This window comes from Zhongshania aquimaris, assembly GCF_019312595.1.
Lineage (GTDB): Bacteria > Pseudomonadota > Gammaproteobacteria > Pseudomonadales > Spongiibacteraceae > Spongiibacter > Spongiibacter aquimaris.
In genome coordinates, this window is record NZ_JAHWDQ010000001.1 from 299,439 (window position 1) to 320,953 (window position 21,515).

The following is a 21,515-nucleotide window of genomic DNA, read 5'->3' on the forward strand; positions in this document are numbered from 1 at the left end:
TTAAAAAGAATCTCATCAAACATCGATATTCACTATTTTCTTGATGGTTTTGTAGCCAAGAAATTCAAGAACAACAATCACAAAACACGCTATCCAGCCACGCCAATCGGTATACAGTTTGGCCATTGTTTCAGGTTCTATCAGATAGATAGCAAAGCCCACGCCAATGGGGAGCAGGGTCATCACCCAGCCCTGCAGGGTACCCATCGCGGTAAGGCTTTTAATTTTTCCTTCCATTTCGGCACGCCTGCGAATGGTATCCGAGAGCCTGAACAACACCTCTGACAGGCTACCACCCACTTCCCTGGAAATTTTCATTCCGGCCACAACCAATTCGAGATCAGAAATCGGAACCCGACGATACATATTGTCAAGCGCAGAATTAAAATCGACGCCTAGCTTCAATTCATTCAGGAACAGGCCAAACTCCTGACCAAGGGGGCCGTTGTTCTCATTTACAACTATAGTGAGCGCACCGCTAAGGTTAACCCCCGACTTCAACATACCCGCTGTCGCCATCAATGCATCCGGAAGATCCCTATTAAATTTTTTATAACGGCGATTTTTTAGTATCGTCACCACCTTGGCGGGTGTCAGGAGCACCAGCAAACCAAGCACGATTGACGTCCATACCGAACTACTAATGATGTAAACCAAAAGCGCAATAATGACGAACGCCGCCGCACTGATATATTTAATGGTTTTGTCATCGATAAAAATAAAAATTTCATGCAGTGAAACCGTAGTGACATCTTTTACCTGTTCGTCATACTGGCTGATTGCGGAACGGGTACTCCCTCCCACGGAATAGATAACTGCCAGCAGCGCCAGAAAAGACAGCGTTGCCACCAGAGCGGGAAACATCATCAACCCGCCTGCCGCCTGGAGAAAATATCCAGATCCACTGCTATGCCCCTCGCTGCCAGCTGTTCGTAGAACTCTGGCACCTGCCCCATGGCTTCAAATTGACCGATGACACGACCGTCTTCGTTATAGCCCGATTGCGTAAAACGAAATATTTCAGAAAGTTGGACAATATTCCCCTCAACACCAGTGACTTCCGATATGGATGTGATTTTCCTGGAACCACAGGCAAAGCGTGTCTGCTGTACGATAATATCCACCGCGGAGGCAATTTGTTCGCGAATGGCCGCCACCGGAAGGTCCATGCCCGACATCAATACAAGTACTTCCAGCCTGGAAATACAGTCCCTGGGCGAGTTGGAGTGAACCGTTGTCAATGATCCATCATGACCGGTATTCATCGCCTGCAGCATGTCCAGCGCCTCGCCGCTGCGACACTCCCCAACAACTATCCGGTCAGGCCGCATACGAAGACAGTTTTTCACCAAGTCCCGAATCGTCACCGCACCGGATCCTTCCTGATTTGGAGGGCGAGCCTCCAGTGACACCACATGAGGCTTGTTGAGCTTCAACTCGGCCGCATCCTCAACCGTGACGATTCTCTCGCTATCAGGAATAAAGTTAGACAAGGCATTCAGCAGGGTTGTCTTCCCCGACCCCGTGCCGCCAGAAATAATAATATTCAGGCGCTGATTAACCGCGATATCCAAAAAGTCAGCCATTTCTTTATTCAGCGAAGAAAAGCCGATCAAATGTCCAATCGTCAACTTCTCCTGCATAAATTTTCGTATGGTGATAGTCGGCCCTTTTAGTGCTAGAGGAGGAATTATCGCATTAACCCTCGAACCGTCCTTCAATCTCGCGTCCACCATGGGTGAGCTTTCGTCTATCCGTCGGCCTAATGGCGTGACGATTCTTTCAATGGCACTGAGAACCGCCTTGTCATCGCTAAAACAGATGTCGGATTTTATGAGGCGCCCGCCCTCTTCGTAGTACACTTCATCACAGGAATTCACCATGACTTCACTAATGTCATTGCGGGCCAAAAGCTCTTCCAGCGGCCCCAGCCCAACGGCCTCATCCAGCACCTGTCTAGCAAGGTCACTCTTGGACAAGACACGGGGGAAATCAGCTGACTTTGCGATAGCTTCCGAGATAATTTCCGCCGATAAAGCTCTTAACTCGACATCGTTCAACGTCGAGATATTCGTTCTTCTTAGATCCATTGTTTTGAGCAAAGAGGCGTGAATCTTTAGTTTCCAGGCCCGTATCAGCTCCCGACGCTCAGCGTCGTCATTTGGCATCAGGCTTGAAGCTTCGATATTTATCTTTTCTTTCTCGATGGGAACAGCGCTCGTCGCCAGTGCAGGCTCCACGGGGACTACACCACCCAGAAGCTTCTCAGGCTCAGCTTTAATGGCGAAATCTTCAAGCATGATTATATAATCGCCAATGCCAATTTTGTCGCCTTGTCGAAGCGGGCCATACTCACCCATGATGCGGGTGGCATTAACATAAATCGGATACTTTTGGTCTGCCTCCCTGACAAACACGCCCCCGGAAAGTTTGTTGACCTCTGCGTGACACTTCGAAACCTTCCAACCACTCAGATCAACCAAACAGGCGGAGCCTTTGCCAATCAGGAATGAGTCCGCCTCGCAAAACAGTTTTCCGACCATTGTTCCCTTTTTGGTTTGCACAAGAACCTTCATAGCTATTCCATTAATGCAGCGTCAACGGTGATATGGGCCTGGTTTTCCCTAAGCATTTCGGTAGCAAACGAGCTTAACGCCCGGTCGGTTTCATCGCCTGGGCTGATAAGTTTTGGCGTTAACAACACCACCACCTGCTTGTTATCCGAGTCCTTGTCCTCGACGCCAAAAAGATATTTTAAAATAGGAATTTTACTCAGACCGGGGATACCCGATGTCGCTTCAGAGTCTGCTGTTGCAAACAGTCCCGAAATTGCTACGGTTTGATTGGCTTCAAGCTGAACAACTGTTTGGGTCTTTCTGTTTCTGGTACCGGGAACACCGTTAACGGTCACAGATGGATCTATGTCACTGAGGTCAACGGTAACCTCCATATTGATAATACCGTCATCAATAGTAGGCGATACTTGCAATATCACCCCATAGTCCTGACGTTCGACTGTTGTCGCTCCCAGCGCATTGATGACGGGAATGGGGAATTGCCCGCCTATGTGGAACGATGCCGATTCACCGCTGACCGCAGTGAGCTTCGGCGCGCTGAGTATTCTCGCCTGCCCGGAACTTTGAAGAAAATTAAGGGTAGAGGCAAGATGGGAAGTAATACCGAAATACTGGAAGAAACTACTATCACCAAACGGAATGGCGTTAATAATACCTTCATTTGTTCCATCGGGATCTTCCTGAAATATCCTGAATCTACCTGGCGTTATATCTTTGTGAAAACCGTATATCGGACCCGATGTTGCCGTATCCCATTCGATCCCCAGCTTTTGGACGTCATTATCATTGATCTCAACCAATACCGCATCAACACGAATAATCGGATTTCTTTTAAAGGGACGTTCTTCGAGTATAAAAATAGCATCCGGCGTTAGTGCTCTTACTGCTTCAATGCTGGCCATGTTATTTTTATTAATCTTGCCCTCTACAACCAGTCGGCTATCCATAGAATAAACCTTCAGTCCTGAGATTTTAGCTGTCAGGGCTCTCGCCATGCGCACGCTCTCTGACACGTAGCGATTTTGAACATTAATTTTATAGAGAAGCTTCCGTCCGCCATTACGCCAGATTTGCATGCTGGACTCACCAGGCTCCAACCCAACTATCATCAACTCGCCATTCTCCAGTGTTTTGTACCCTACTTTACTGGGGTCTCCAATAGCCACATGAGTTAAGCCGTTGATCTGGAGTGTTCTCACTTCACCTACTTCTATAGGCATATTACTGGGATAATCTGCATAGCCCAGAGCCGGAAATAGCAAAAGGCATAATCCGAAAATCGCGGGAATCTTTATAAAAAATTGCAACACCCTCTCCTTACTCATGCATTTCTGCCAAGTCATTCCCTGACTCCTGACGAGCTTGATCTACCAACTGATCCCCGCTCAACACCTTGACCAATCTGCCCTTGGCGTTTCTTACCGCCGCGCCGGGTTCTCTTTCTGTACTGGTGACCAGAACAAAATCCTGGTAAGTATTTATAACCCCTTCCGCTGAAGTACCAGCGTACACAGTAACTGCCCCCGAGCCAGTTGGCGATATATTGTAAGTAGCGGATTTAACATCTTTGTCGTTTCTCAAAAGGAAAACCAATTGATACTTTATTTGAGCTTCGTAAATCGACTGTACGTACTCACCTGCGACACCCAATGTGACGGTGGAATATTGCGCATTTTTATACATGCCCCGAACTTTTGGATCGGCCACAGAAAAATTACCCGTAGAGAGAACCCGAACACGATCCAATATCAGCTCGAATGCCGCGCCTTTATTTTTTATGACGCCAAGATCTATGTAGTCCCCTGCCTCAAGCATATGTGCAATACTGCTAACACCATCCACTTCCAACGTAACGGCTCTCTCGCCAAAGGCGAGCAAGTCTGAAAATTTATCAATTCTAGAAACCCCTTCAACCATATATCGCAGCAGGGGCTTTCCCTTTGACATCGGCGCCGATAAATATTTTTCCTCCACGTCCGGATAGGACGTCGGATAGATGACGCCATCGGGAACATATTCACTCGGTATGCTTTTAATCATCATAGTGTCCAGGTCGACCCTTGCCCCGACGGGCAAATCTATTTTCGCCACCACCACATCCACCAGCCTCGCCTCAGACCTGATTTTCTCCCGCAGCCCTTTTTCCCTTACCTCAAAGTAATATCTGGTAAGGAAGAACGCGGCAACCGCACAACAGAGCGCCAGTATCAGTGCAATAGGGTATCGATATTTCGCAATGGACATAGACAGACGTCACTCGTCGACGGGCTGAGAAACAACATACTCATAACCCTTGTAGTTTTTTTGAAAAGACTCGACCAGCACACCAATGATTGCTCGGCCCCCAAAAACCTCTATCGGCGTAAATAAGACCGCCACTACGACCAATGTACCTACAATGTATTCGGGCAAAGCCTGCCCTCGCTGCTCTTTCATTTCTGAGTACATTTTATTTTTCCTGCCATACACCCACAATTCTCGTTGACCCATCCGAATCACTAATCGCAAATTCCAATTGCTGACTTTTATCTTCAGCGCTCACGTATGATAAAAAAATCATACCGCTCTCAGCCCGCTTGATATTTTTTCTACTCACAAGAAAGCCCTCTTCCGAATAATGCTTCTCTAATATTTGAGCTGTTTTTTCGATCGAATTGCTGGAATCAATCCAGTATGTTTCGGACCGCCTTCCCGCATCGACGGATTCCACAACTGACAAAATACTCATACCTGAGAGTAATTTAACTTTATTGACGGCATGTCCCTGCCGATTCTTATCGAGCATTTTCGGTAATGACGAGATGCCCAAAAGAACTCGAATTCCCTTGATACCCTCTTCATGGTACTGAACGGTAAAGTTGTATCCATCTTCAATATGGGAAAGTACATCCCAGTCTCCGAGCTCCATCAGTATAAAAGGCGGTTGTTCATCATCCGCTCCGCGCCGCCAAAGTTCAGAATAGAAATCCAAGAGTGGTTGTTCACCACTGCGCCAGAAATATTCGTATGCCCTTACCGGTATACCATTCACCTGCATTTTTTCTCCCACAACACTGACAGACACCCCGCTGGGCACCGGCAATGTATCTGGCCAGGCCCAGCTATGACATGGCGCCAAGATACAGATAATTATCGCTATACCCCGAGATTGAGATACGCTTCTCATCACATTAAAAGCAGGCCAATTCGCGATCATTCCCGCCCCTCAGCACCCGACTACAGGGCACCACATCGCCCTCGACATATCCGGGTTTGAATCCACCCCATTCCTCAAAGCCAATCAATTCAGCGAAATTTGGCATGCTGTCAAAAACGGCATTGTCGAAAGCTTTTTCTCCAAAAACACTATTTTCAATGGCTTCTTTTAAACGGCTGTCAGTAACTTTTCTCCAAGCTTGTGCATAAATAGCATTTTTAGAATACGTTTCGATCGGATCCTCAAGGCTAAGACGGCTTGTGTTTATGAATGGTATATTCACCTCTACCGAATGCATTCCATCCGACTCCAGATTGAACCCGACAATGCCGTTATCCAATGCCGCCTGCCGCCATTGATGAATTTCAGAATCAGGATCACTATTACGGTGTGATGTAGATGAGAAGGAGCTATCCGATTCCACCAGCGCAGTTTCATATTTTCCGGCTTCTGAATAGAGATAGAGCGGATCCACTCGATCCTTATCAAGATTTGTTGATTTGAGGTCTTTCTCACTGTCAACGTCCTTGTGAAGACCGTACAGAAATCGCTTGTTTATTTCGTTACTAATTTCTGAGGGACTTTTAGTGGTACTAATGCTCTCCCACGCCACATACCTGGCCGCTTCATGTGCCCGGTGCTGCAAATCGCCCACCTTCCCCAGGTACACAATCAGAAATAGCACTGGCACCAATACAAAAGTGGCAGCCACCAATATTTCCAGCAATGCCTGCCCTCGTTCTCCGCTCGCCATGTTCACAGTTCCTGCAAGGCATTTAGAGAGACAGATTCGCCGATATCTATTTTATCCAATCGGGCCTCCCAGAATGGATTGTAGGCGTTACCATATTCCACTCTGCCATCACTACGCTTCGATTCGGCGCGAATCCATTTGTCGTTGCTGCGCTTGAAATATATCGCTGCCGCAGAAGCGCCGTGCAGGGCATCGTTTTGCGCGCCTTTTTCGCGCTCTAAACTTAAATTATCTGATGTGGCAAGAATTTTTCGGTAGGTTTTAAGTTTTCCACGCTCCTTCCTGAGGTAGATAAAAACGTGGTCCGTCTCGTTCACATACCCTTCTTTTTTTAAGTTGAAAAAGGGTGTCAACCCAACACCCTGCTCGGTACCTTGAGAGACGTCCGAGTCAAATTCATTACTTAATTCGTAGCAATTCAGAGCCGTTACGTCCATTAGCTTGAATGCACCGCTATTCTGCGATTTACTCCCACCGCCATAGCCTCTCTCGATATCAGGGTCAGTGCAGGCAGACCCTCTGGGATTTTTATTCCAATATGACTTCCCTTCATGTATCACGTGGTGGCATTTACTGCATTCGTTGCCGACATAGGCGTGACCAACACCCAACTTAACTCTCTCCTTATGACCGGTAGATTTAACACTGCCCTTCCAATCGAGGTAGCGAGTTTCGGCATGAATGGAGATGGCATCTATTGCAGACCAGGTTGTAAACGGGGTGCTGTTTTGCACGTCGGGAGTATCTCCCCCCATGACCGTAGACCCGGATCGCTCTATTGTCAGCGTTGAATACAAAGGTACGCCGCTGACTGCGACCGCGGGAGTGCCTGGCAAAATAATTTTTTCCGGCATACCGGGAAAGGTAAATCGGTAAGTCCTGTTTGAAGAGAATTCGTCCCGTGACGCCATAGTGACATTTCTGAATTGGCGGCACCTTGAAACGGTTTCCTTATTGGCCCTACCACCATCCCGAACTTTATTGGCTTCACCTCTGCAGTCGTTCTGACCATACAAAGCCGATAGATGTACGGCGGTGTCATTTAACAGCGAGACAGCCGCAAAGGAATAATCAATATCACCATCATTGCTTTCAACCACCTCCGACATGATGTCCTGGGCAATAACTGAAACCAGCGGCACCGCTATTTTTTGAATATTGGAGATGCTTCTTATATATGCAGCGACTGTCCTTGTTATGGCTGGCGCAATGGATTCCACTACTCCCTTAGCGTTTTGCGCAATTTGGTTGATGTAGTTAGTTACCGCCGAGACATAGGGAATATACTGGCCAATATCATTTACCGTACTAGCCATCGTAGAGGTCATTCTCGTCCACGACACCATGGTCACAACCTGCGCCATAGTAACCTGGTTAGCCACAAGAGACCGATTGGAAAGGGCAACAAAATTATTACTCTGGGCAAAAACCGTAGCGACACTGTAGGCAGCGGCATCTGCCGCGTTCTGCATTCTCGTCGCTTCATTAGTCACTTTAAACGCATTGAATACATACTGCGCCGCGAATGCGACAATAACCAACACTGCAACCACGTAGGGCAGCACGCTTCCACGGTTTTTCCGCACCATAAAGAGCCTCTTTCGTCCAATCGCAATCGCTCGTCCCTAGAATTCGTCAATTTACGAATCTAGATAAACGATTTCCAGGCCAATAAAAAATCTGAAGAGAATCTATTGGACTGGAAAGATTAATGGCTTACTTCTGGTTTCCAGATGAGTAGTTGGAGAGATCTTTCTTTGTATTTGCCTGATCAACTGCAGAGTCCGCTGCATCTTGGGCTTTGCTGATTTGATCTGTCCCGCTCTGCCCCGACATCTCCTGGGCAAGGCCGCCCATTTGCTCACGCAGAGTATCACCAAACAATCGGAAGACGCCGATGGCGGCCACCGCAATGAGGGCAACCACAATGATGTATTCAGTCATTCCTTGACCGAGTTGCTGACAGCGGGATTTAAACGTTGGATTAACACGAATGGGGTTCATAAGCTCTCCTTAGCACGTACTGATTCCGCTTCCTTGCAGATTCATTTCTTACGCTAAATGGAGAATGCTTATAAATCAAGAAAATTCTTCAATTAAATTGATAACAATAGAATTCATATACCACCGAACACTATACAAGCCCTTATAACTTCAACAGTTCCAGGCGGTATGCTTCACATGAACGCTCGCTGTCCTATAGTTAATTTCTGAGCAATTAGATGAGATTGGAAGCAGGTACACGAAGTATTGTATTACCTTTACCGCCCCCGAAACGATAAGCAGAAATATTCGTTATGAAGGCTTTCACTTACCAACGGACACCGAGTTTTACGTCGCAAGTCGAATTGATAGCGCTAACTTTGTAAGTCTAGAGACCCGCCTAAAATAGCAGGGTTAGAAAGACCGAATGTCGACGCCGACTTTGAGCGCAACACAGGGCCAGTCGATCCAACTCCTGTGGAGTCAGGGCACCTTTGAATGCAGTGTTTCCGAATGTCTTTATTCATCATCGCGCCCCACTCTTCAAGTAACTAACACGTAAAGCGTGAGGCGCGACATTTTTTACTTTTAAAAAATTTAACCACGTAACATTCCAAAAAATGTTACGTGGTCATTCAATTTACAAATCGTAACCAACCTCGTTGTGACAGGTAATATCCAGGCCTTGCGCCTCTTCGTCGGCGGTTACGCGCAAGCCGATTAATTTGTCGATTACAAAGAAGAGTATCCAGCTTACTACGGCTGTATAGGCCAAAGTTGCACCAATACCGATTAATTGAACTTTGAGCTGCGACGCAATGGTGACACCTTCAGCCAGGCCTTGCCCGCTGAATATACCGAGTTCGCTACTCGCGAAAATGCCAGCCAAAAATGTACCTAAAATGCCGCCAACACCGTGCACTGGGAATACATCTAAGGAGTCATCTATTTTGATCACTTGCTTAAGCCACAATGTGCTGTAGAAACACACGATACCTGCGCTTAAACCGATCACCATGGCGCCCGCTGGCCCAACATAGCCAGAGGCCGGTGTAATGGTACCCAAACCTGCAACCATACCCGTTACCGCGCCCAAGGCGCTTGGCTTGCCATAGCGAATCCACTCGATAAACGACCAAGTAAGACAGCCAGCGGCCGCTGATAGGTGAGTTACTAGCATTGCCATACCGGCATCACCATTGGCACCTAATGCGCTGCCCGCGTTGAAGCCAAACCAGCCAACCCAAAGCATACCGGCGCCAATAAAGGTCATCGTCAGATTATGGGGAGGTAATGCCATTTGTCCGAAACCCTGGCGCTTACCCAAGACGATTGCCGCCACTAATGCCGCTACACCAGCGGTGATATGAACCACTGTACCACCGGCAAAATCTAGCAAGCCCATCTGTGACAACCAACCGCCGCCCCAAACCCAGTGTGTCACTGGTGCGTATACCGCAAGCAGCCATAGTGCCGAAAAGAGCATTACGGCAGAAAAACGAATTCGCTCGGCAAAGCCACCAACAATAAGTGCTGGCGTAATAATGGCAAAGGTCATTTGAAACATAATAAAGACAGTTTCTGGAATGTCTCCGCTTAGGCTAGATTCGCCAACGCCGGCCAAAAATGCCTTACTTAGGCCGCCGACAAATGCCGAACCTTCCGAGAAGGCCATGCTGTAGCCTACCGCCACCCAGAGTAGCGAGGCTAAACAGGTTATGCTGAAACACTGCATTAACACGCTGAGTACGTTTTTGCTTCGTACTAATCCGCCATAAAACAAGGCGAGACCGGGGAGTGTCATGAATAACACTAGGGCGGTCGACGTTAATATCCAAGCGGTATTTGCACCGTTAATTTCCTCAGAAAATCCCCATTGTGGGGCGGCCAGCAATATTAAGGCTGCCACACAACGCAACAACGGCCTTATTTTAATGGTTAACATCAAAAATCCTCTCCCAATAATTTCAAAGCGCACCAAATTAGGTCAAAATGTGATTGTATGCGCCATAAAAATGCACAACTTCTAGTGACGAAACTTTAGATTAGGGGCCTAAAGATTCGCAAAATAACGAGGTGCGATGTCTTTTTATGGATGTAATAACGTATTCACGCCATTCGAACTGCATCAGTTTTGTGCGTTAACGGCGTTACCTCTGGGTGCAATAAAAAAACGCACAAACACAAAGCAATTATCATGCCCACATGGGGTGCATTCGCACCAAATTGCAGCGCTAAAAGCAAATAAGGTACGGCAGGGTAAATAATCTTGCCCAAATAAAAGAATAGCGGCTCGTTTTCGATTACTATGCTTTGGCCTGAAATGGCGACTCTTTTTCATGCGTATACGCTGGAGCGGCAATTGTTTTCCAAACCCACTGCGCGGGCACTCGCAATTCTTGACCTCTTAATGGCTCATCCGCACAAGGCCTTTGGTCTTACTGAGTTGACTAGAACCCTCAATCTCAATAAAGCGACGTGTCATGCGATTTTAAGCACCATGACAACGTACGGGTTTCTGATCCAAGACGAGCGGCATAAGCAGTATCGATTAGGTCCATCCATTGTCGCGGCCGGCAATGCCGCGTTTGCGCAATTTCCCGCTCTTGAATACGCCCGCCCCGAGCTAGAGAAACTAACCAGCGAGCTTGGCATAGGTTGCGGCGTAATTGGCCGTAGCGCGAAACACCTGGTGCTATTGGCAAACTACGGCATTCCAAAGCCCCTGGACTTCCCTTTTCAGCTGGGGCTTCGCTTACCAAATACTGGGCCGCTCGGTGCGACGTTTATTGCTTGGTCACCGGCAAAAGCACTCGAAGCATGGCTACAAAAGGCGCAGCCAAGCGAATTTGACGACAAGCTCGATCAGCGTCTGAGAATTGCGGTTATTGGAATACGCGCCCGCGGCTACGAAGTCACCTTGAAAACCCAAGCCGAGCAAGATCTCGAGGTTGCCCTAAGCAACGGTCGCTTAAATTGGAGCTTGGAACAACAAGCGCAGTCGACCGAGCTTTACCGCGAAGCGCTGTGTAGTGAGGAGTATCACTTAAACCGCATTGAGCCCGATCGGATGTATCCGGTGTGCAATATCGCCGTGCCTGTATTTGGCCGAGGCAGCGAGCCCGAACTAGTTTTCTCTACCGGTAGCATTGACGGCTCACTGAGTGGCAAGCAAATCGCTGAGATTGCCACCCAACTGCAACGTGCCGCAAAGAATGTCACGCTCGCGGCCCACTCAGCATCGGGTCTCGATACCCAGCCGCCCTCTTCTTTTTAGGTTCGCTATATCATGAGCAATCCCGAGTACCAACAGCGCAAAGCTTTTTTTGACCAGCTTCTCACCATTTACGGCCGCAAACCTGTTTTAGAAGCGCTACAAGACTCGGCGATGCAAATTTATAAATTACACCTTGCCGACAGCAATAAAGACGACGGGATTATTCGCGATATCAAAAAAATCGCGCAGCAACGCAATATTAATATTGAATTTCATGATCGAAAAGCGCTATCCAGAATTTCTAAAAACGGCAAACAGGATCAAGGCGTCGCCGCAGATTTGCAACTCAGCGGCTACCAGCCGAGCACCGTTATTAGCAAAGACATGCTGAGTAGCGGCAAGCAACGCTACATTGCCTTAGATCGCATTACCAACCCGCAAAACATGGGCATGATCATTCGCTCGGTGGCGGCAAGTGGCATTGACGGTATCATTCTACCGAGGCGCGGTGGCGCACCATTGACCGCCTTGGTGATCAAAGCCAGCGCCGGCACGCTGTTTAGGGCGCCTTTGTTTTACTGTGAGAATCTAGCGAAAGAGTTAGCACGCATGCAAGCTGATGGCGCGCAGATTTGCGGTCTGTCATCCCACGCAAAACATTCGGTTTTTGAAAACCCTGTAAGCACTAGCCAGATTTATATTTTAGGCAATGAAACGGACGGTGTGAGCAACGACATTGAAAGGTTGTGCGACACCATGCTCAAAATACCAATGCACAACGGTGTCGAATCACTGAATGTGGCAGTAACCGCCGCATTAATCGCCTTTTTAGGGCGTTAATGCACTGCGGTGAAGAACGCTGCTATTTGGCCAGGTAGGCCATGGCCTTTTCAAGACCACCCAAGGTCATGGGGAACATATTCCCCTCCATCTGCTGTTCAACCAATTTAATAGACTGCGTCCAGTTCCAGTCCTGTGGGGGGACGGGATTTAACCAAGCAACCTTTTCATAGGTTTCACGTAAACGTTGCATCCACACTTCGCCAGACTCTTCATTCCAGTGCTCAACACTGCCACCGGGCTGAACAATTTCGTAGGGCGACATAGACGCGTCGCCAACAAAAATGACTTTATAGTCAGAGCTGTATTTGTGCAGAATATCGAGCAGTTGGATACGCTCTGAATGCCGGCGAATATTATTGTCCCACACGGACTCATAGATATAGTTGTGGAAGTAATAATATTGCATATGCTTGAATTCAGTCCGCGCAGCAGAGAATAATTCTTCGCATACTTTGATATGAGGATCCATTGATCCGCCGATATCAAAAAACAGCAGCACTTTTACGGCATTGTGACGCTCGGGCACCATTTTTAAATCTAGCATGCCGCCATTTTTTGCCGTTGAAGAAATGGTGTCGTTAATATCTAGCTCGTCTGCCGCGCCGGTACGGGCAAACTTTCGCAAACGGCGCAGCGCAACTTTAATATTTCTGGTGCCCAGCTCGACGTTGTCGTCCAGGTTTTTAAAGTCTCGGCGCTCCCATACCTTCACCGCTTTCTTATTGGTACTTTCGCCACCGATTCGAATGCCTTCAGGGTTATATCCACTGTGACCGTAGGGCGAGGTACCACCGGTGCCAATCCATTTATTACCACCCGCGTGGCGGCCCTTCTGTTCGTCAAGACGCTTCTTAAATTCTTCAATGAGCTTGTCTAAGCCACCCAAGGACTCAATCTTCGCTTTCTCTTCTTCGCTGAGCTGCATGAGAAACTCTTTACGAAGCCAGTCATCTGGAATCATCGCCTCGATAATGTCATCAAGCGTACTCAGCTCCGAGAAGTAACTGGCAAAGGCCTTGTCAAAGCGATCGTAGTATTTTTCATCCTTGACCATACAAATACGCGCAAGCTGATAAAACTCGTCGACGTCAACAAAAGCCAAACGCGCCTCAAGCCCTGAAATCAAATCTAGCAGCTCACGGATAGTGACCGGAATGCCGGCGTTTCTGAGTCCGAGGAAAAATTGAACTAACATATTAGCCGCGACTCTCGCGACGGTGCATAAAGGCCAATCGCTCTAGTAAGTGCACATCTTGTTCGTTCTTCAACAAGGCGCCATATAAAGGTGGAATCGCTTTACTGGTATCACGATTCTTTAATATTTCATCGGGAATCTCATCGGCCATCAACAACTTCAGCCAATCTATTAATTCAGAGGTAGAGGGCTTTTTCTTCAAGCCCGGAATTTGACGAATTTCAAAGAACATCTCCATGGCCTCTGCAACCAGCTGCTTGGAAATATCAGGATAGTGAACCGCGATGATTTTCTGCATGGTATCGCGATCAGGGAAGGTGATGAAATGGAAGAAGCAGCGGCGCAGGAACGCGTCCGGAAGCTCTTTTTCATTGTTACTGGTAATGATGATAATCGGACGCTTTTTCGCTTTAACGGTTTCGCCCGTTTCGTAGACAAAGAATTCCATACGATCCAATTCAACGAGTAAATCGTTGGGAAATTCGATGTCAGCCTTATCAATTTCATCAATCAGCAAAACCACCTGCTCATCCGCTGCAAAGGCTTCCCATAACTTGCCGCGTTTAATGTAGTTGGCAATATCGTTAACCTTTTCATTGCCGAGCTGCGAGTCGCGCAAACGCGATACCGCATCGTACTCATACAGACCTTGTTGCGCCTTTGTGGTTGACTTGATATGCCACTGAATTAAGGGCTTACCCAGCGAGGCTGCGACCTGCTCAGCAAGCAACGTTTTACCCGTGCCCGGCTCGCCTTTAATCAGTAATGGACGCTGTAATGTCACGGCAGCGTTCACAGCCATACTCAGGTCATCGGTTGAAACATAAGAATCGGTACCGGTAAATTTCATTGCTTTTTCCTGGTGAAAATATCGCACTGTTTGCTTATAACGAGGCGAAGTTTAAAATGATTGCGCAGCAGACTACCCAAGCTGGCTTTATAAGGCAATTACAAATCAGGCCAGCTATAGTAAGTGCTTTATACATAAATTCGATAAATATCGCCCTATTCACCCTTTATTGGGCTTATTTTCTAGAAATCAACAGCAATGGAGATCGATATGTCCGCCCCATTCAATGATCTAAGCCTCAGTATTGGCAACACCCCACTGATCAAAATAAACAGAATCAGCCAGCACACTATTTTTGTGAAAATGGAGAGTCGCAACCCAGCCAACAGCGTCAAGTGCAGAATCGGTGCCAATATGATTTGGCAGGCTGAAAAGGACGGGCTACTTAAGGCGGGAATGGAAATCGTCGAACCTACCAGCGGTAATACGGGTATTGCCCTCGCGTTTGTAGCGGCTGCACGGGGTTATCCGATTACACTAACTATGCCAAACAGCATGAGTATGGAGCGCCGAAAAGTACTACTCGCACTGGGTGCCAAGCTTATTCTGAGTGAAGGTAGTAAAGGTATGAAAGGCGCTATTGCCGCTGCCGAGGAGGTGGTTGCCAGCGATCCCGCGAAGTATTTCATGCCACAGCAGTTTAGCAACCCCGCGAACCCCGCGATTCACGAACGCACTACCGGCCCAGAAATTTGGCAGGACACCAATGGTAGCATCGATATTCTGGTGAGCGGTGTTGGCACCGGCGGCACCCTATCCGGTATATCACGATACATCAAAAATACCTGCGGCAAGGCAATCACCACCGTCGCTGTTGAGCCGGCGTCATCGACTCTCATACGCAGCGCGCTCAATGGCAGCGAGCCCAGCCATGCACCTCACAAAATTCAAGGTATTGGCGCTGGGTTTATCCCGGACAATCTTGATTTAAGTATGGTCGATATAGTCGAGGCGGTGACTGATGAGGAAGCCATGCAGTGGGCGCACCGCTTGATGAAAGAAGAAGGTATTCTGGCCGGAATTTCCAGCGGGGCGGCCATGGCGGTAGCGCAGCGCCTAGCATCACAAGCAGAAAATGCCGGCAAAACAATCGTCGCGATTTTGCCAGACTCAGCTGAACGGTATTTAAGCTCTGCCCTGTTTGACGGAGCCTTCACCGAAATCGAAGGCTAGTCAGCGCCGAGTGATGGGTAAAAAAACCTATCACTCGACACCTTTACCCTACTATGTTTTCACCCTATTTCAGTGGCTCTGCTAGCGATTTTTTAAGATCAAGTAACTCGGAATTTTGTGCAAGAGAATCGTACTTCATAAGCTCTTCTAGCTGCTGCAGTCGAAGTGTACGGCCGCTTTCGGTATCACCGACCGCCAAAGCGGCAACGACCTTTTCAACCAAGGCATCGATTTTGGCCATGACCTCTTTGTTCCTTGGGTGCAATGAATACGCTCGATCTAAATAGAATAATGCACCGTTTATGTCGGCGAACTTTAAGGCCTGATCCGCTTCACTTAAATTATCCAACACCTTCTTTTGAATATCTGGAGCGAGCTCTTCAAAGGGAATATCAGGGCCAGCTTCTGGCGTATAAAAGCTGAGATAGCCTGCAAAGGCCAAAACCACCGCTAACAAAGCCAAGCTTAGATGCTTAGCCATACGACCAGCGCCGCTAAATTGGCGATAGAACTGATCTGCATTTTGCCAGCGCATGGTGCGCTCAAAATTTAACGCCTTTGCGATAGCTTTCCACTGATAGTGTGGAATACCTTTGATACGCTTTGGCTGCATACCTGCGTCGCGCGCTACTGTCGCCTTTTTGCGGTCAAAGGGATGTTTTCCGGTAAACAATTGATAAGCAATAACGCCGATCGCATACACGTCGTCGGCTGGATCGGGGTCAGCCCCCTCAAACATATCACAACTCGCATAAGCAGGAGTTAAACCAACCACCTCATCAATTTCATCTTGCACCGCGCCTTCGACAGAAGACAATGCGCGGGCGATACCGAAATCGAGCACTTTTAAAACACCGGCCTCGGTCACAAAAATATTTTGCGGCTTAACATCGGAATGCACGATATTGCGCTGATGCGCGTATGCGAGACCTTGGCTCATTGCATTTATATAAGCAACCGACTGAGCGTGGCTACGAGTCTCATCTTTAATAATTTCGTCTAATGTTTGACCTTTTAATGCCTCCATCGTCATGAAGAAGACATCACCATCTCGGTCAAAATCGTAAACGGTGATTACGTTCGGGTGGGCAAGTTTTTGCGATTTATCGGTTTCTCTTTGCAGTGAAATATACGCGAGAGGATCTTGCGAAAAGTCACCGCTAATGAGTTTAATTGCGACGTAGGGATCGTGATGACGGGCTTCGATTTTACGCTGATCGACGGCTAGAAATACCGCGCCCATGCCCCCCTCGCCCAACATTTTTTCCAGACGAAAACGATCTTTTAACAAATCACCTACTTGAAAGCTCGCTAGTCTATTTGTAGCGGAGTTCGCCACGGTCTTAGCAGAGTCAAAAACGGCTGTTGCATCATCTTGTTGCCTTGCAGTGACGACTGTGGCGTCGTCGAAGCCCACTATTGTGTCGTCGTTTTGGTCAGGGGCAATAGCAACCGTAGCATCGTCATCAAGCGAATGGACCTCAGATATATCATCTATTTCAATGTCGTCGCTTCGGGCAGACTGTAACTCGGTAATTTCATCAATGATTATCGAGCTATCGCCGCAGGCCGCGCTATCATCTAGATCAAACAAAGACTCGTCTAGCTCGGTGTCTTCTTCATGTTCAGCACGCTCCACACCCGCGATCTTTGTTTTATCTTCATCGGTCATTCCGCTACTCCCCCTATAGGGTTTACATCCTTTCGCAACAACTCTGGCCAATACTGCAGCCAGCAACAACTATGATCTACATCTGCAAATATTTTAATCTGCCCGCCATGCAAGGAGACAAAATGAAGCAAGTGAGAAGACGATACATTTTTGTCTTCAGCACCGCCAAAGTGTAAAAAATTTAGTGTACCTGGGTAATTAAGCTTCGCGGGATCTAGCGAATCCGACAGCGGCAAATAGCCATGATGAGCCGTCCACGACGCCACATCAAGATTACCCGCAATGGTGACAACGCTGACTAAGGATGGTATTTGCTGGAAAAACAGATCCGAGGCCATCAACATCGCTAAACTGCCACCACCGCTATAACCGATCAATGTAGATTGATCGATATCGAACTCTGCAGCAATGTCATTTACTGCCGCCACCATACTCTGTACCACAACAGGGGAATATCGCGCTGATGTCCAATAAATATCCTTACAATCGCCATCTTGAAATAAGCCCATATAACAGGGCCTCCCAAGGTAGAGAATATTTTCAGAATCTAGACTCGCCAAGCTCAATGCCAATGGCTGATTGGTCGTCGGGTCTGCGGACACCTCTCTACCACCAAGCCAAGGCCGACCATCTCCTTCTATATAGACATGTATGCGCCGGCTGTGTGGTTGCTTAATTCTCAAGTACGCTACGTGATTAAAGCCGTCACCCTTTATTACGCGGTGCTGCATGCCGTATTCAATTGCGCTTGCGTCTATCTTCTGTGTCGGGCTGCTGCATGCCGAAAGACACAATACGGAAATAAAAAGGCCCAAATGACAGAAAAACAAAATCCTGCATTTGAGCCATTTATAAATGCGTCGTGACATTAACTCTACGCTTGCTAAGTTGCCACGATATCTCATTACTTCCTTCTATAATATCCGCCCAAAGTCATTCCTATGGAAGCTCATATCTCAGGCCAACCGTTGCCGTATATTTGTTTAAGTAATCGTGATAGAACAAACGCTCATATACTGCGTAAGCAGCAAAACCACCGCTAAACTGCGCAGAAGCACCCCACGAAACCAAAACGGTGCTCGAGTCTGGATCGTCGGCTTCATTAGCGAAACTACTGATAGCGCTTTTATCCGAATCATTTAAATTTTGGCCATTTGCAGTATAAGCGTCGCCATCAGTTGCGATTAACTCCACCCTTAAGGAAGGCAACAGCACCCCCCATTCTTGTAAAATGGGGTAGTCGCCTTGAACTGACAAAGTCAGCGTCGTTGAGTCAATATCTTGACTATCTATACTCCGAATTACGCCAAAACCGGAGGCTGACGTTTCGCGATACGCATCGAGCTCCCCAGACAAAAGCAACAGACGAGCCTGAGGCGTAACGCGAAGACCACCGTAATTTTTTTCCATACCCAGTGAGAAGTCACCATACCAATAGCTGCCATCGGTCGACGCAGTAAAGCTATCTCCAACCGTGGTTCTTGCCACATCCACATCTAAAGCGCCGTAGGCAATTAGACCAGCAACAAAATTATCACCCCAGTATTTGGCACCGTGAACCCCAAAGGTGGTAGACGACACTTCGCTGCCTCCGTTTTGGGTGTCCAGGTCACTATCACCGTCAGAGCCACTAAGCGACAGACCTAAAAACGTCGCGTCATCTAATCGGTAATCAAAACCCAAGGTAATGGAATTTATTTCTTGCTCATAACCGCCACTTTTCGATGTGGCGTGCCTATCGCGGTTAGAGTAATCAGCAAAGCTAAACAGGGAAAATCGACTGCCATTTAGCATGGCATTATCTGCGTCGTCGGCTCCTGCCGCACCACCAAGTGCCCGATAATCAAATGCGGTTTTATTAGATTTTTTGCCACTCATATTACGCTGGCTAATTATCTTGGAACCGATCGTCATTGCCACCTCTTGGGCTTGCGTACCTGCCGATTCGCTTACCGTAGCACCACAGGGATCAAACTCATCGTAATATTCCGGATAGCCCGTTTCTGGATAGTAAGGGGTTTCAACAGACGTATTTTCGGCAACGCGCGGCGTACTGGAAGACGCCGCGGCGGCGCTGAATTCTCCGTTCCCCACCCCGCCGGTGGGTGGGGTGTATTCTCCAGGATTATCGTCCCGAGATACGACTTTACTATTACACTCAACATCACTTGCTTCCGCCAAAACAGCGCTGGGAAGTAACAATAGACCACAGCTAATAGCTAAGGCGCTAGAAACTGCTTTGTTAATAGAATAAGTTTTCACGTTGTTATCTCTCTCTAAATTTTGGTATAAAAACTCGGAAAAATTAAACCTATCAGTGAGTAATTAATTTACGTCGACTTTCGGTATAAAGAAAAAGTCGCCAACCTCATGTCCAGCGCCTTTAATAATTTTATAAACTGGCTCTTGAATGAAATTGTTCAGCGCTGCCTGCTGGGTGACCGGCTCTCGAATTTGGGCATATAAATCAGGCGCCGACAACAATCCTTTATTGGCGCGCAATACATTTATCAACTCCCTCGCGAACACCGAATGTCCGTCACCACCCTCGTCAATCACAGGCTTATCGCCACCAGACGACATAAGTAAACGTGAACGCCGAGGCAGCTTGTATTTAACGTACTCGGGATTATCTGACTCCCGACCTTGGCCTAAAAACAACTGACCTGGCGCCGAAGACAACAAGCCGCCATAGCAGGAATCTGCAATCACTAACACGCGCTTGGCTTGCAGCCGGCCTAAATGATTGCTCACAAATTCATTGGATATCCAAAAAGCATCATTCGGTGGTGGATCTGCATTTATTGGCAACCAATAGCCGGTATCCCGCTCACCAACATTAACCATACTGCCGTGACCAGCATAGTAGATAAGTAAATTATCTTTTTCCGTCAACACGCTGTGCAGCTCGTTAATAGCTTGCATTACAGTTAGTCGATCTGAATCAAGCAAGAGCTGGACTTGAAAACCATATTGCTTTTCAAGAATGTCACCAATCTCTCTGGCATCGTTTAGCGGCGTTTCTAAATCATCTAATATCGCGTAATCCCGATTGCCAATTACCAACGCGTAATAGCGACCGAAATCCATATCATCGAATTTAGTTCCGCCGCCAGCGGCAGTAGGAGACGCCTTAGGCATCGATAAAGCAGGTGTCCGCAATCTTGGTATGGTAGATAGTTTGCGTTCTACGCTGGCGCGGTCGTTGTGTACTGATTTAAGCAATTGCTGCAGAGTAGCTAACTCTGCACCGGCGTTTTGTGCAACTGCTGTCGAGGTATTCGCGCTACCCACTTGCTTTTTTAAGGCTGCCACTTGACGATCTAGCAATGCCAACTGCTGATCTTTAGCCTTTAATTGATTTGCCAATTCAGCGCGTAACTCCTGCTGTTCGCGCTGCGCTGTTTCTTGGTAAATTAAGCTGTCTTCTGGCATTCCCCAAGCCTGCCGATAATAATTTATCGCTTGCAGGCGGTCTTTCTCAACACCCAAGCCCTGCTCATACAATGTACCTAGATTAAATAAGGCGCTCTTATTACCTTGATCAGCGGCCTTTTGGTACCAAAATATTGCTACTTCGTAATTCGGTTCGGTGCCAAGCCCCTTCTCAAAAACTTCACCTACCGCAAGCTGTGCCTCTGCATCACCCTGCTCTGCGGACGGCAACCAAACCTTTAATGCTGTTTTATAATCGGCTCGGTCATATGCGACATACTCACCGCCGCGAATTCGACAATCTGCTGCAGTGGTTTTGACAGGACGTCTTGGCGACATGTACGACATATTGCCTAACTTGCGCAGCTGGCCCGGCAGCAAACAATCAACAATTTGCAAGCCCGCTATTACATCTTCTGTGCTAGCAGGTACCGCACCCACGTCATTTTCTTGTGTGTTTGAACACGCCGATACGCCACTAAAAAGCATGATAATCAAGCAACCAAGCCACCAGCGACGGTAACTACCCTTAAGACTAGCCATGACTGCCTCCGCAATACCCTAGATTATGGTTCCATCCCGAGCGAGCCGCATATCCAACTGCGCTCCGCTTACTACAAT

General features: G+C 47.7%; 19 protein-coding genes. 3 read left to right on the forward strand and 16 right to left on the reverse strand.

Features of this window, described 5'->3' with window-relative positions:
* Positions 1-15: 15 nt before the first annotated feature.
* From KXJ70_RS01470 to KXJ70_RS01515, 10 genes are all read right to left on the reverse strand, one after another.
* The gene (locus KXJ70_RS01470; protein ID WP_219041686.1) at positions 16-867 is read right to left on the reverse strand and encodes a type II secretion system F family protein; all 852 of its coding nucleotides are present in this window, start codon (positions 865-867) and stop codon (positions 16-18) included.
* Complete coding sequence (locus tag KXJ70_RS01475; RefSeq protein ID WP_219041687.1) at positions 867-2,576, reverse strand: TadA family conjugal transfer-associated ATPase; 1,710 nt, start codon at positions 2,574-2,576, stop codon at positions 867-869. The genes KXJ70_RS01470 and KXJ70_RS01475 overlap by 1 nt, the downstream gene beginning before the upstream one ends.
* Positions 2,577-2,578: 2 nt before the next feature.
* On the reverse strand, positions 2,579-3,919 hold the full coding sequence (locus KXJ70_RS01480; RefSeq protein ID WP_219041688.1) for a secretin GspD/PilQ domain-containing protein: 1,341 nt from the start codon (positions 3,917-3,919) through the stop codon (positions 2,579-2,581).
* Positions 3,894-4,820, reverse strand: a complete 927-nt coding sequence (gene cpaB / locus KXJ70_RS01485) for a Flp pilus assembly protein CpaB (RefSeq protein ID WP_219041689.1) — start codon at positions 4,818-4,820, stop codon at positions 3,894-3,896. Before cpaB ends, KXJ70_RS01480 begins: the two co-directional genes overlap by 26 nt.
* 9 nt (positions 4,821-4,829) lie before the next feature.
* A complete protein-coding gene (locus KXJ70_RS01490) occupies positions 4,830-5,024 on the reverse strand; it encodes a hypothetical protein (RefSeq protein ID WP_219041690.1) in 195 nt (64 codons plus the stop codon).
* Position 5,025: 1 nt separating this feature from the next.
* Positions 5,026-5,613, reverse strand: coding sequence for a hypothetical protein (locus KXJ70_RS01495; protein ID WP_219041691.1), 588 nt, complete (start codon positions 5,611-5,613; stop codon positions 5,026-5,028).
* 133 nt (positions 5,614-5,746) lie between these two features.
* The gene (locus KXJ70_RS01500) at positions 5,747-6,526 is read right to left on the reverse strand and encodes a hypothetical protein (protein WP_219041692.1); all 780 of its coding nucleotides are present in this window, start codon (positions 6,524-6,526) and stop codon (positions 5,747-5,749) included.
* 2 nt (positions 6,527-6,528) lie between these two features.
* A complete protein-coding gene (locus tag KXJ70_RS01505; protein ID WP_219041693.1) occupies positions 6,529-8,115 on the reverse strand; it encodes a pilus assembly protein TadG-related protein in 1,587 nt (528 codons plus the stop codon).
* Positions 8,116-8,242: 127 nt separating this feature from the next.
* Positions 8,243-8,530 (reverse strand): Flp family type IVb pilin, encoded by a 288-nt coding sequence (locus tag KXJ70_RS01510; protein ID WP_219041694.1) that lies wholly within the window; start codon positions 8,528-8,530, stop codon positions 8,243-8,245.
* A gap of 619 nt (positions 8,531-9,149) precedes the next feature.
* A complete protein-coding gene (locus tag KXJ70_RS01515) occupies positions 9,150-10,454 on the reverse strand; it encodes an ammonium transporter (RefSeq protein WP_255558158.1) in 1,305 nt (434 codons plus the stop codon).
* A gap of 417 nt (positions 10,455-10,871) precedes the next feature.
* On the opposite strand from KXJ70_RS01515, the gene KXJ70_RS01520 reads away from it, so the two are divergent.
* A complete protein-coding gene (locus tag KXJ70_RS01520; RefSeq protein WP_219041695.1) occupies positions 10,872-11,786 on the forward strand; it encodes an IclR family transcriptional regulator in 915 nt (304 codons plus the stop codon).
* A 12-nt stretch (positions 11,787-11,798) separates the two neighbouring features.
* Positions 11,799-12,566 carry a TrmH family RNA methyltransferase gene (locus KXJ70_RS01525; RefSeq protein WP_219041696.1) on the forward strand — a complete coding sequence of 256 codons (768 nt, stop codon included), beginning with the start codon at positions 11,799-11,801 and terminating at the stop codon, positions 12,564-12,566.
* 22 nt (positions 12,567-12,588) lie between these two features.
* Here the strand turns inward: KXJ70_RS01525 and KXJ70_RS01530 are convergent, their stop codons facing one another.
* The gene (locus KXJ70_RS01530) at positions 12,589-13,764 is read right to left on the reverse strand and encodes a vWA domain-containing protein (protein ID WP_219041697.1); all 1,176 of its coding nucleotides are present in this window, start codon (positions 13,762-13,764) and stop codon (positions 12,589-12,591) included.
* Position 13,765: 1 nt separating this feature from the next.
* The gene (locus tag KXJ70_RS01535; protein WP_219041698.1) at positions 13,766-14,614 is read right to left on the reverse strand and encodes an AAA family ATPase; all 849 of its coding nucleotides are present in this window, start codon (positions 14,612-14,614) and stop codon (positions 13,766-13,768) included.
* 210 nt (positions 14,615-14,824) lie between these two features.
* Here KXJ70_RS01535 and cysK point away from each other — a divergent pair, with 210 nt between their 5' ends.
* Positions 14,825-15,787, forward strand: a complete 963-nt coding sequence (gene cysK, locus KXJ70_RS01540; protein ID WP_219041699.1) for a cysteine synthase A — start codon at positions 14,825-14,827, stop codon at positions 15,785-15,787.
* Between the two features lie 64 nt (positions 15,788-15,851).
* Here cysK and KXJ70_RS01545 read toward each other — a convergent pair whose 3' ends face one another.
* The 4 genes from KXJ70_RS01545 to KXJ70_RS01560 all read right to left on the reverse strand — a co-directional run bounded on the left by KXJ70_RS01545 (position 15,852) and on the right by KXJ70_RS01560 (position 21,437).
* A complete protein-coding gene (locus KXJ70_RS01545) occupies positions 15,852-17,459 on the reverse strand; it encodes a serine/threonine-protein kinase (RefSeq protein WP_219041700.1) in 1,608 nt (535 codons plus the stop codon).
* A complete protein-coding gene (locus tag KXJ70_RS01550; protein WP_219041701.1) occupies positions 17,456-18,190 on the reverse strand; it encodes an alpha/beta fold hydrolase in 735 nt (244 codons plus the stop codon). Before KXJ70_RS01550 ends, KXJ70_RS01545 begins: the two co-directional genes overlap by 4 nt.
* 208 nt (positions 18,191-18,398) lie before the next feature.
* Positions 18,399-19,721 (reverse strand): autotransporter outer membrane beta-barrel domain-containing protein, encoded by a 1,323-nt coding sequence (locus KXJ70_RS19490; RefSeq protein WP_219041702.1) that lies wholly within the window; start codon positions 19,719-19,721, stop codon positions 18,399-18,401.
* 63 nt (positions 19,722-19,784) lie between these two features.
* Positions 19,785-21,437 (reverse strand): caspase family protein, encoded by a 1,653-nt coding sequence (locus KXJ70_RS01560; protein ID WP_255558159.1) that lies wholly within the window; start codon positions 21,435-21,437, stop codon positions 19,785-19,787.
* Positions 21,438-21,515: the final 78 nt, after the last annotated feature.

Excerpts from the sequence above, each read along its gene's own strand:
- KXJ70_RS01470 (WP_219041686.1), bottom strand. The coding sequence starts at position 867 with ATGATGTTTCCCGCTCTGGTGGCAACGCTGTCTTTTCTGGCGCTGCTG.
- KXJ70_RS01475 (WP_219041687.1), bottom strand. The coding sequence starts at position 2,576 with ATGAAGGTTCTTGTGCAAACCAAAAAGGGAACAATGGTCGGAAAACTG.
- KXJ70_RS01480 (WP_219041688.1), bottom strand. The coding sequence starts at position 3,919 with ATGACTTGGCAGAAATGCATGAGTAAGGAGAGGGTGTTGCAATTTTTT.
- cpaB (WP_219041689.1), bottom strand. The coding sequence starts at position 4,820 with ATGTCCATTGCGAAATATCGATACCCTATTGCACTGATACTGGCGCTC.
- KXJ70_RS01490 (WP_219041690.1), bottom strand. The coding sequence starts at position 5,024 with ATGTACTCAGAAATGAAAGAGCAGCGAGGGCAGGCTTTGCCCGAATAC.
- KXJ70_RS01495 (WP_219041691.1), bottom strand. The coding sequence starts at position 5,613 with ATGCAGGTGAATGGTATACCGGTAAGGGCATACGAATATTTCTGGCGC.
- KXJ70_RS01500 (WP_219041692.1), bottom strand. The coding sequence starts at position 6,526 with ATGGCGAGCGGAGAACGAGGGCAGGCATTGCTGGAAATATTGGTGGCT.
- KXJ70_RS01505 (WP_219041693.1), bottom strand. The coding sequence starts at position 8,115 with ATGGTGCGGAAAAACCGTGGAAGCGTGCTGCCCTACGTGGTTGCAGTG.
- KXJ70_RS01510 (WP_219041694.1), bottom strand. The coding sequence starts at position 8,530 with ATGAACCCCATTCGTGTTAATCCAACGTTTAAATCCCGCTGTCAGCAA.
- KXJ70_RS01515 (WP_255558158.1), bottom strand. The coding sequence starts at position 10,454 with ATGTTAACCATTAAAATAAGGCCGTTGTTGCGTTGTGTGGCAGCCTTA.
- KXJ70_RS01525 (WP_219041696.1), top strand. The coding sequence starts at position 11,799 with ATGAGCAATCCCGAGTACCAACAGCGCAAAGCTTTTTTTGACCAGCTT.
- KXJ70_RS01530 (WP_219041697.1), bottom strand. The coding sequence starts at position 13,764 with ATGTTAGTTCAATTTTTCCTCGGACTCAGAAACGCCGGCATTCCGGTC.
- KXJ70_RS01535 (WP_219041698.1), bottom strand. The coding sequence starts at position 14,614 with ATGAAATTTACCGGTACCGATTCTTATGTTTCAACCGATGACCTGAGT.
- cysK (WP_219041699.1), top strand. The coding sequence starts at position 14,825 with ATGTCCGCCCCATTCAATGATCTAAGCCTCAGTATTGGCAACACCCCA.
- KXJ70_RS01545 (WP_219041700.1), bottom strand. The coding sequence starts at position 17,459 with ATGACCGATGAAGATAAAACAAAGATCGCGGGTGTGGAGCGTGCTGAA.
- KXJ70_RS01550 (WP_219041701.1), bottom strand. The coding sequence starts at position 18,190 with ATGCAGCACCGCGTAATAAAGGGTGACGGCTTTAATCACGTAGCGTAC.
- KXJ70_RS01560 (WP_255558159.1), bottom strand. The coding sequence starts at position 21,437 with ATGGCTAGTCTTAAGGGTAGTTACCGTCGCTGGTGGCTTGGTTGCTTG.